The organism is Microcystis aeruginosa LEGE 91341 (genome assembly GCF_015206885.1).
In the GTDB taxonomy this organism is placed as follows: Bacteria; Cyanobacteriota; Cyanobacteriia; order Cyanobacteriales; family Microcystaceae; genus Microcystis; species Microcystis aeruginosa_H.
Genome location: NZ_JADEXY010000150.1, coordinates 1 through 10,041, shown reverse-complemented (window position 1 = coordinate 10,041; position 10,041 = coordinate 1). Strand labels below are relative to the sequence as shown.

General features: G+C 41.9%; 5 protein-coding genes and 2 pseudogenes. 3 read left to right on the top strand and 4 right to left on the bottom strand.

The genetic code is table 11. The annotated features are described in order from the left end of the window. Positions 1–88: 88 nt before the first annotated feature. Positions 89–2,221, bottom strand: a complete 2,133-nt coding sequence (locus tag IQ234_RS21360; RefSeq protein WP_228008608.1) for a glycosyltransferase family protein — start codon at positions 2,219–2,221, stop codon at positions 89–91. Positions 2,222–3,012: 791 nt separating this feature from the next. On the opposite strand from IQ234_RS21360, the gene IQ234_RS17920 reads away from it, so the two are divergent. Further along, positions 3,013–3,576: a DUF7024 domain-containing protein gene (locus tag IQ234_RS17920; protein ID WP_193958071.1), complete on the top strand. Its 564-nt coding sequence runs from the start codon at positions 3,013–3,015 to the stop codon at positions 3,574–3,576. Between the two features lie 116 nt (positions 3,577–3,692). On the opposite strand, the gene IQ234_RS17915 is transcribed toward IQ234_RS17920, so the two are convergent. Both IQ234_RS17915 and IQ234_RS17910 read right to left on the bottom strand, forming a co-directional pair. Then, entirely contained in the window at positions 3,693–4,919 is a 1,227-nt protein-coding gene (locus IQ234_RS17915; RefSeq protein ID WP_193958070.1) for a dicarboxylate/amino acid:cation symporter, read from the bottom strand. Between the two features lie 162 nt (positions 4,920–5,081). Further along, a complete protein-coding gene (locus IQ234_RS17910) occupies positions 5,082–7,115 on the bottom strand; it encodes an elongation factor G (RefSeq protein WP_193958069.1) in 2,034 nt (677 codons plus the stop codon). Between the two features lie 627 nt (positions 7,116–7,742). Here IQ234_RS17910 and ychF point away from each other — a divergent pair. Both ychF and IQ234_RS17900 read left to right on the top strand, forming a co-directional pair. Continuing rightward, positions 7,743–8,834 (top strand): redox-regulated ATPase YchF, encoded by a 1,092-nt coding sequence (gene ychF, locus IQ234_RS17905; protein WP_002788451.1) that lies wholly within the window; start codon positions 7,743–7,745, stop codon positions 8,832–8,834. Between the two features lie 285 nt (positions 8,835–9,119). Next, positions 9,120–9,950, top strand: a pseudogene (locus IQ234_RS17900) (HsdM family class I SAM-dependent methyltransferase); the annotation flags it as partial. Here the strand turns inward: IQ234_RS17900 and IQ234_RS17895 are convergent. Next, a pseudogene (locus IQ234_RS17895) lies at positions 9,933–10,041 on the bottom strand (IS5/IS1182 family transposase); the annotation flags it as partial. The pseudogenes IQ234_RS17900 and IQ234_RS17895 overlap by 18 nt on opposite strands.

The following is a 10,041-nucleotide window of genomic DNA, read 5'->3' as shown; positions in this document are numbered from 1 at the left end:
CAGGATATACTCCACAAAAGCGTTTAAACTCTTCTGGATTCAAATTTTTTACTTTTTCGTAAGTCATTGTTTTTCTGAGTGTTTTACTTTATTTTACATAATCAGTTCCTATTTTTGCAGGAGGTCTTTTATACTCATCAACATAGATCGCTGCTTCCCCAGCAACTTCTGGGATCGAGGAATTTCTACAGGTTATCACTGGACAGCCACAGGCCATCGCCTCCGCAATCGGTAAACCAAATCCTTCGTAAAGGGAAGGATAAACAAGAGCAATTGCACCCGAGTAAGCTACTGAGAGTTCAGGGTCTTCAAGTCTTAATAAATGAACATGATTTTGATAGACCAACCCAGATAATTCTGGTTCTAAATCAGGTTTACCACCGACACAAACTATAGAAAATTTATCTGGTTCTGGTAGATTTTGAAATGCTTTGAAAAACAGGAGAGCATTTTTATAACCATCACAGCCAATACGAGAACCAACTATTAGGAAATAAGGTTTTTGAATGGAATGCTTAAGTCGAAAATTGATGATTTTTTCGGCACTTGATGGAAAGAACAACTCCTGGTCAATACCGCAATGGGCAACATTTACTGATTCTGACAATATTTCTGGGAAAAACCTGATTAAATCATCAGCCGTATTCTGCGAGATTGCTAAATATTGACAGGCATGACGAATGCCTAAGTGCTTCTCTCTCCACATCGGCTCTTTTAGATTAGCTTCTATCACTTCAGGCACCATATCATAGGCCATAAAAACCGAAGGCGTGGTGATGGGAGTGGTGTAGTAGGTTGATATAAACAAATCTGCCTTGGCTTCATCACAAGCGGCTTGTAATATTTGCGAATCGAGACCCGTCTCATTATAGCTATAAGCTGGCAAATCACGATACTTTATATTCTCAAATCTTGGCGCTGTATTCTCTCGATCTAAAACTACAACGTTGAGGGCTAAGTTAGACTTACTATTCCATTCCTTAAGTATGGAATACCAAACCCTTGATATACCTGTATTGTTGAGTTGAAAGAAAACACCATCTATGACTATAGTTGGACAAAATTTTGCTTCTGGCAAGTTAATGGTCAGATATTCACTAATTTTTTCATCATCTTTATTTGCTGGCGCAAGCGAGGCACTATTGTAACTTTTTTCTCTTTCTTCAAATTCATTATCAACCCATTTAACTATTTGAGCAATTCGAGCCTTGATAGAATGTTCCTGATGACATAATATGCTGCCATTTCTAGCAATTTTTTCAGCTACATCAGGATTTTTCATCAGATATTTTAGTTTAGAAATTAAATCCCCTGGGTTATCAGGATCATAATAAACTAAATGCTCCCAATCCTTGAATAAAGTGTTTGATTTCTTTCCTAAGATAGAATATTGAAGTAGAGTCCCACCGCATCCTAATGCTTCAAACACCCGGGCAGTTAAAGTCAAAGAGATGGAAGGTAAGTTAATCAAAATTTTATATTTATTTAAATCATTAATATAATCTTCTATAGTAAAACTTTCTTCATATTCTTTGATATACACTTCTTCACACTGCTGTAAACGTTCTACCAAAATTTGACGCCGATTATAGCATCCTGAATTATAAAAATTGGCAATGCGTCCGCGAAAAAATCCTCGATTAATACGATCTTTGAATGGCAAAATACTGCTGAAATAATTTGTGTCAATTGAATAGGGTTGAAAAATAGTTGGCTTCGTACACAGAATCTTTTTTTTAAGAAACTCTATATCTGGTTCATGATTACAGATAATACCATCTACTACAGGTAATGACGTACGAAGAGAATTGAATACTTGCTGTCGCCAATGTAAATTTTGTTGCACTGGTGCGGCAGAACATTGCTCATTTAAAATAGCGATTTTTTTAATAGCAGCATTTGACCATTTTTCCTGCCACCTAGATGTACTATGAAGAGGTTGGGAATGCCAATCAAATCCCAATAAGAGAATAATATCTGCTTGTGGATTTTCCAGATATCTGTATAGACCATCATCATTGCTTGGTTCTAATGCTCCCCAGTCAGAAATAGGTCGAAAAACTCGGTTCAGTAGGCCTTCACTCTCTAGGGCTGAGACCCACCCCTCTGACATATTCCATGTGTGCTTACCTGTCGCCTGTAAAACCACGTCAATGCGAGGCCTATCTTGGGAAAAATGAGAAGTAAAATTATTTTCTCTGCTTATTTCCAATTGTGACATGAGTTATATCGTCTCCAGCTTTCTCAATAGCTAGCTTATGCAGGATCAGCGTATCTTAACAATACTTGACAAAATGAACCTTATGTGGGTTGACTACCCAGAGGGAGATTCAGGTATATTTGAGTGGAACTTGTCATCTCAATTGTTAAGTAACAATCGACCAAATAGGTCAAGTTCGTAACTATTTTGATTGACTGGTATCATTTCAAATTCCTACACCGTGAGCAGCTCACAAAATTAGCCAATTGTCAATAGCGTTTGAGATGCGCTTACCCTGTATTCTATCGCACTTTCTTCTAAGTTTTTTAGAGAGTAGGCTTAAAAAATTTAAAATAAATTATCATAGTTTAAAAAATAATTAAATTATATTATAGATCATTTTTTTGAGGAACTAAATTTCCGAAATTCAGTCACTGCCCCTAGAAGGTCTATACTTCGATTTCTATACCCGTTTCCGTTTAGCCAGTCGCTGGTTAAAGCCTCTCTCAATTGACACAATGGAGTATTGATTCCAATAATCTGCATTGAGGCTAGGAAGAATTTACCTGTGGAATATTCAGGAGCTATTGGCCAGTAAACAGCGTAGAATCAAGTTACACTTCATTTATAGGAGAAAGGCTGTAAATTATGGAATACACAAAGACTCTTGTTTTGGGTTGCGGTTATCTTCAAGCCCAGTTATTGCAAAAGGTGTCGTTTTCCGCTTAAATAGACTTGGCATGACCATACCGATGATTGTCCATAACTGGAAAAACCATAGAAGTGAAAAAGACTAAGGACTTAACCATATTATGAAAAAATTGAAGTTAGCTGTATTTGATTTAACTGTAGGCTTGGCCCTCACCCTTCTGGTCACGGCCTGTTCTGGTTCTGAAGTTTCTCAAACAACTTCTTCCCCCGTTACTAATAGTCCATCACCTACTGTTGAGACTGCCCCCACCGAAAAATCCGCTGCTTCCTCACCCTACGGTGTTGATTTTTCCAAAGACACAGCCAATGTTTCGTTGGAGGGGTTTAGCTTTTCAGAAGATTGGGGTCGCTGGACTGATGGTTCCCCGGCCTCGATTAAGTTTGTTCAAAACCTACCGAGTTCTTTTGAGCTTATTTTCAAGGCGGCAGCTTTTGGTCCCAATGTTAACAAGGATATCATTATCAGCGTCGGCTCTCAACAGCAAAAAATCCAATTAACGGATAAAGCAGCGGAAATTAAAGTCAAATTTACCGGAGTACCCGCTAACGAACGAACGATAACTTTCACGATTCCCGAACCTACCAGTCCTAAGCAACTTGGAGAAAAAGATGAAAGGAAATTAGGAATCGCTTTCAACACTTTGAACATTGTGGAAACAAAATAACTTTTATCTCTCTTTCATCAATCTAAGAAAGGTCTTGCTATTTATTGAGTTATCAATCTCTTGTCTAGACTAAAATAGTAAGATTCTTCTCGGAAAATTAATAACACTTAAAGAGGCTAGTTTTTTAATTCTAGGGATTTTTCCTTTTCTCCTAATTCCCAGTAATTGAGCAGGATGGCATTAACTGTATTACCGATCACATTTAACACGGTTTTAAAACCATCGGTCAAGCGATCGACCCCTGCCACTAAAGCTACTCCCTCTAATGGTAAACCCGCCGCCGATAATACGGTAGTCATGGTAATTAATGCGCTGCCAGGGACTCCAGGGGTACTAAAAGAAACCAATAAACCACTCAATGCGATCGCTAATAACAAAGAGGGACTTAAAGGAACTCCGTACACCTGAGCGATAAAAAGAGCATTAAATCCCTGTAAAATTGCCGAACCATCGCGTTTTAGTACCGTTCCCAAGGGAATAGCGAAACTGGCGATATCTTCGGGTAAACCGTATTCTTGAATTTCCCGCAAAACTACGGGTAAAGCGGCGTTAGAACTAGCAGTACCGAAAGCTAAGGATAAAGATTCCGATAAAGAGCTAAAAAAGTGTCGAGGTTCTCCTTTGAGGGCAAAAAGGAGCAAAACATACACCCCAATCATCAAGGTACTAGCCAAAAACAGACCAAAAACATAGAAAAAAAGTCTCGCCACTAATTCTAATCCCTGGGTGGCGATAACCGAAGCAATCAGGGCAAATACCCCCACAGGTGCTAGATAAAGAATCACCGATAGGATTCTCTCGCTGATTAGATAAAGACTGTCTATCAAGAGAATAAAAGGTTTTGCCCCCTCTTTGGCCAGTCCGATGCCGATACTAAATAAAACTCCCGTCACGATTACCTGTAAAAGATTGCCCCCAGTAAGAGCTTCTAGGGGATTAACTGGGATTAAGCTAATCAGCCAATCTCTTAGGGATACTGGTGTATTGGTGGTCATGGCGGCATTAGTGGCAAATCCCTCTAAACCTATCCCCGGTTTTAATAGCAAGGCCGTCGCCATGCCAATTAACAGAGCAAGTGTACTGGTTAGCAGATAGCCAGTCATCAATCTGAGTAAATATCTGCCGATCCGCGCCGCATTCTGTACCCGGGTTAATCCTAAAATAAGGGAAGAAAAAACGATCGGAACCACCACAAATTGAATTAAGCGCAGAAAAACCTCTCCCACCGGCGCGAGAATATAGTCATCTAAAGGCAGGATTAGCGCAGGAAAAAAACCATTCAGCAGCGCACCGAAAACAATTCCCGCAGCGAGAGCGACTAAGATCAGGTTAGATAAATTCATGGCGTTAAGTTGAGAATTCCGAGACTAATTTGGGGCAGTATAGCACTAGGATAATCTCATCGAACCCTTCTGTCATTTTTTGCCAGAAAAGGGAGAGATGAGCCAATAAAAGCCCATCTCTCGGTAATTCATCGCTCTATTTTAGTGACAGCCAAGAAGACTTTACTTGTTACCATTACCCTGCATGGCTAAAACCGCATCGCGCAGTTTATCTGGCACTTCTTGCAGGTGATCCTCATCCCACTGGAAGAAACCAACCCCCATAGTCAAAGAACGCAATTCAACGATAAAATCGTGCATTTCCGCTTGGGGGAGATGGGCCGTTACCTGATCCCAACCTTTCCACTCCTCAGAAGCTTCAAAACCCTGAATTTGACCGCGTTTACCACTGATTAACTGTAAAACCTTGGCGGTGTATTCTGAGGGAGCGAGAACCGTCACCGATAGAATTGGTTCTAATAAGACCGGATGACATTTAGGCAGTCCTTCCGTCATCGCTAGACGGGCCGCTTGTTTAAAAGCTTGTTCGGAACTATCGACACTGTGATAGGAACCATCGGTGAGAGTAACATCAATATCCACCACAGGGAAACCCAAGGGACCATGACCGAGATATTCCCGCACTCCCGTTTCCACCCCGGGGATATACTGTTTGGGGACAACACCACCGACAATGCTTTCATGGAATTGGAAACCTTCCCCCCGGGGTAAGGGTTTAATATCGAGATACACATCGCCAAAAGCACCGTGGCCGCCGGTTTGGTGTTTATAACGTCCGTGGGATTTAGTGCTGGTTTTGATCGTTTCCTTGTAGGGAACTTGGGGTAGATGGGTGGTCATCGGTAGATTATACTTGCGCGCTAGGCGATCGAGGGCCACTTGCAGATGAATTTCTCCCTGTCCCCAAAGAATCACTTCTTTAGTATCGCCGTGTTGTTCCCAGTGGAGGGAGGGATCTTCTTCGATCAGTTTCGTCAAAGCTGAACTTAATTTAACTTCATCCTTGCGATTTGCGGCGGCAATAGCGAGAGCAAAGACGGGTTTAAGCTGTAATCCTCTGGGAAGGTCGGGTTTTTGACTGCCGCTGCTAACCACGTCTCCGGTGGCGATTCCTTCCAAACGACCGAGAGCGATAATTTCCCCCGCTTGGGCCTGCTGTAGGGGTTGCTGTTGTTGTCCCATGAGACGATAGATACCACCAATCCGCACACCGTTCAAGGCCATGCCATCGTTAAGGGTTCCCTGCCAGATTCGCCCTAGGGACAGGCGGCCGCCCTGGGGAGTAAAATAGGTTTTGAGGATTTGTACCACTGCATCTCCATCCGCACTGGGATCGAGGCCGCGACGGTTGGCGGTAATTGTCGGGGCCGGTGTTTCTTCCACTAAAGCGGTGAGGAGATGACGCACACCATAGTCCCGTTCCGCCATACCGAAGAACACGGGTACTATCTGATCGGCTCCCAGTTCTTGTTTTAAGTCTTGGAGAATTTCTTCCCGGGAGGGGTTAATATCTTCGAGGAGTTCTTCTAAAAGATGATCGTCAAATTCGGCGATCGTTTCTAGCATTTCTTGTCGAGCAATCTGTTCTTTTTCCTTGAGGTGGTCGGGTAAAGCTACAGGATCGGCGGGACTGTTAGCATGGTAATGATAAGCCTGTTCGTTGATTAAATCGATGAATCCAATAATTTCGTTGTTCTGACGGATAGGATATTGCTGGGGAACGAGGGGACGACTAGAAACGGACTTGAGAGCTTGTAGGACTTCGTTAAAGTGACTATTACAGCGATCCATCTTGTTGATGAAGATTAGATGCGGAATTTCCCAATCATCGAGGAATTTTAGCAAGGGAGCCAGGGTGAGAACTCGATCGACTACCGGTTCACAAACGATAATAGCAGCACCGGCCCCGACGAGGGCATTATAGGTTTCACTGGCAAATTCGATCGAACCGGGGCAATCGAGAAAGGTAAAATTTAGGTCTTGGTATTGACTATGGGCAACGGAAACTTCTACACTCATCTGTCGATCCCGCGCTTGGGTGGAACTATCACCGACGGTATTACGATCGCTGATTTTGCCTTTTCTGGTGATTGCTCCTGTTACGAAAAGTAAACTTTCCAGTAAGGAGGTTTTTCCACTGGAGTAGGGGCCGACAAGGGCCACATTACGCGTGTTTGCTCCGATACTTTGATTCATACAGATACCCCCAACAATGATTTAGTGATTAGTTGTGGCGATTGGACGATATTTACACTCGATCGCCCTAGGAAATATACTGTCATAGCACTGAAAATTACTCTCAGGACGTATTTAGAAGTGAAAGGCCTGTCTTGCCATAATTTTGCCCAGTGCTACAGGTGTATTCTTTCTTACTCTTCACCCTAACTCAGTCTCAAGCATTACATCCCATTCTCGCAATCTCTTGTAAAGTCTTGCCTACTTTTAGTTAAGGAACTTGAATAAATGTTAACTAGGGGACTTGCGTAGGAATAATATCCCAGCCAGAAAATCGCTCTGTAGAAGAACCAGACCAGCCAGATGGCACATTATCAAAGCGCAAGTCCCTAACACCTCGAAGGCTCTCCCCCTACTTAGGGTGATCAGCAAACCTGAGCGCTCGGAGGGCGCAAGCATTGCGCCCCTACAGTAACGGATTTTGTCCACAATGTAGGGGCGAACTGCGTTCGCCCAAAAGGTACATTATCAAAGCGCAAGTCCCTAAGCGGTTAACTATCCACAGTCTTTCTCCTCAACCGGATTTACAAAAACGAGGGGCTGCCTGATATAGTGAGAGGTCGGGATGATGTTTATCAAGCAATTTTTATGTTAAAAGCTGGAATCGTGGGACTGCCAAATGTGGGGAAATCGACCCTATTTAACGCTCTCGTGGCTAATGCCAAGGCCGAGGCCGCTAATTTCCCCTTTTGTACCATTGAACCGAATGTGGGTGTGGTATCCGTCCCCGATGAACGTCTGGAGGTTTTGGCTAAAATCTCTAATTCCGAGAAAATTGTGCCGACGCGCATTGAATTTGTCGATATTGCCGGATTAGTCAAGGGTGCGAGTCGCGGGGAAGGATTGGGTAATCAATTTTTGGCTAATATTCGGGAAGTGGACGCGATCGTTCATGTGGTGCGCTGTTTTGATAATGATGATATTATTCATGTTTCGGGTTCTGTGGATCCGGCCCGGGATATCGAGGTGATTAATCTAGAGTTAGCTCTGGCGGATTTGGGACAGGTGGAGAAGCGGGTGGAACGTTTACGCAAACAGGCGAAAAATAGCAAGGAAGCCGCCGAAGAATTGGCTATCCTTGAAAAAATCCTAATTTGTCTTAATGACGGTATTTCGGCGCGAAAAGTGGATTTAAGCAAAGAGGAAGAAGAATTAATTAAAAATCTCGGTTTATTGAGTCGGAAACCGATTATTTATGCCGCTAATGTTAGCGAAGATGATCTAGCCACGGGTAATGATTGGGTAGAAAGTGTCCGTCAAATTGCCCAACAGGAACAGGCCAAAGTTGTGATCGTTTCTGCTCAAGTAGAATCGGAATTAGTGGAATTGTCAGAAGAAGAAAGAAAAGATTTTCTCGGTTCTTTAGGAGTAGAAGAAGGGGGATTAAAATCTTTAATTAAAGCTACCTACGAGTTATTAGGACTGCGTACCTATCTCACCACTGGTCCCCAAGAAACCCGCGCATGGACGATTATTTCTGGTATGAAAGCACCCCAAGCAGCCGGAGTTATTCACTCGGATTTTGAACGGGGTTTTATTCGTGCAGAAACCGTGTCTTATCAGGATTTAGTTAATAGTGGCACGATGAGCGCGGCGAAAGAAAAAGGTTTAGTCAGAAGTGAAGGCAAGGAATACATTGTTCAAGAGGGTGATGTTTTACTATTCCGTTTTAATGTTTAGCTAAAATGAGTCAGGTGGGTGGCACTCACCTGATCAAAATTTCTGTCATCAACAATCTCTCAGCTTTTTTTACTCACTTTGGTTAACATTAAACTGAATTTTTTGTCCCTTGACATACTCTAATTTAGATTCTATAATTAGGTATAGGGGCAAGTTCTTGTTTAATCAAGATGGCGATGATCTCTGTCCACTAAAAGACTGGTTTGCTAGGAATGCAGTCAAGGCTAAAAATATTTTATCTATTCAACAACCCGCAACCAGAAACGTTCAAATCAAGCGCAGTAAATGAAAGAGCAAGGATTGTTATTTTCTGAAGACAGCCTGTTACCTGAAAAACTCCCGCAAATTCAGGAATTAAGACCTTCTAACAATCTTTCGGCAGTTTTTGAAGAGTGCCATAATTATATTTACGCCAACGAAGGAATGCTCAAAGACAAGATTTTTCACGAGATGGTTAAACTAATCATCATCAAACTTCATGATGAAAAATCTGCCAAGCAATCTGTAAATTTTGGCGTTACAGCAAGTGAATATAAAGCCATCGTCGCCAATAAGTCCGATGAATTTATGTCGCGTCTTAGTCAATTATTTACCTCAATCAAAAATCATTATCGGGGATTTTTCACCGATGACACATTCAAGTTAAAACCTTTGACTCTTGCTTATATTGTAGGCAGGTTACAGTACATTAATTTAACTAAAACATCTGGGGATATAAAAGGTGAAGCCTTTCAGACTTTTGTAAATAGACACCAGCGTGGAGATAGGGGAGAATTTTTTACCCCTCACCCAATTGTACGCCTTGCAGTTGAAATGATAGACCCCAAACCAAACGAAAAAATTATAGATCCTGCTTGCGGAAGTGGTGGTTTTTTAATTCAAGCAATAAACCATGTTCGACAAAATAACCCGGAGTTTAATATAGCAACTTTTGTGCAAGAAAGTATTACAGGAATTGAATTTAATCCCGATGTCGCTCTTTCGGGAATGATTCGTTTAGTTTTTGAAGGTGGCACAGGTTCAGAAATTATCTGCACTAATGCGCTTATCGAAGATGAAAAATTAAATAATTCCTTTGATAGACCTCCTGCAAAAGTCTTATTCAGCTACTTGATGATAGCCTAAAGCAAGTTCATAGTTGTAAATGCCAGCGATTAAATTAAATCTCAGACCAAAACGCCGTCTCCGATTCCTATATCTTGATGAT

Excerpts from the sequence above, each read along its gene's own strand:
- IQ234_RS21360 (WP_228008608.1), bottom strand. The coding sequence starts at position 2,221 with ATGTCACAATTGGAAATAAGCAGAGAAAATAATTTTACTTCTCATTTT.
- IQ234_RS17920 (WP_193958071.1), top strand. The coding sequence starts at position 3,013 with ATGAAAAAATTGAAGTTAGCTGTATTTGATTTAACTGTAGGCTTGGCC.
- IQ234_RS17915 (WP_193958070.1), bottom strand. The coding sequence starts at position 4,919 with ATGAATTTATCTAACCTGATCTTAGTCGCTCTCGCTGCGGGAATTGTT.
- IQ234_RS17910 (WP_193958069.1), bottom strand. The coding sequence starts at position 7,115 with ATGAATCAAAGTATCGGAGCAAACACGCGTAATGTGGCCCTTGTCGGC.
- ychF (WP_002788451.1), top strand. The coding sequence starts at position 7,743 with ATGTTAAAAGCTGGAATCGTGGGACTGCCAAATGTGGGGAAATCGACC.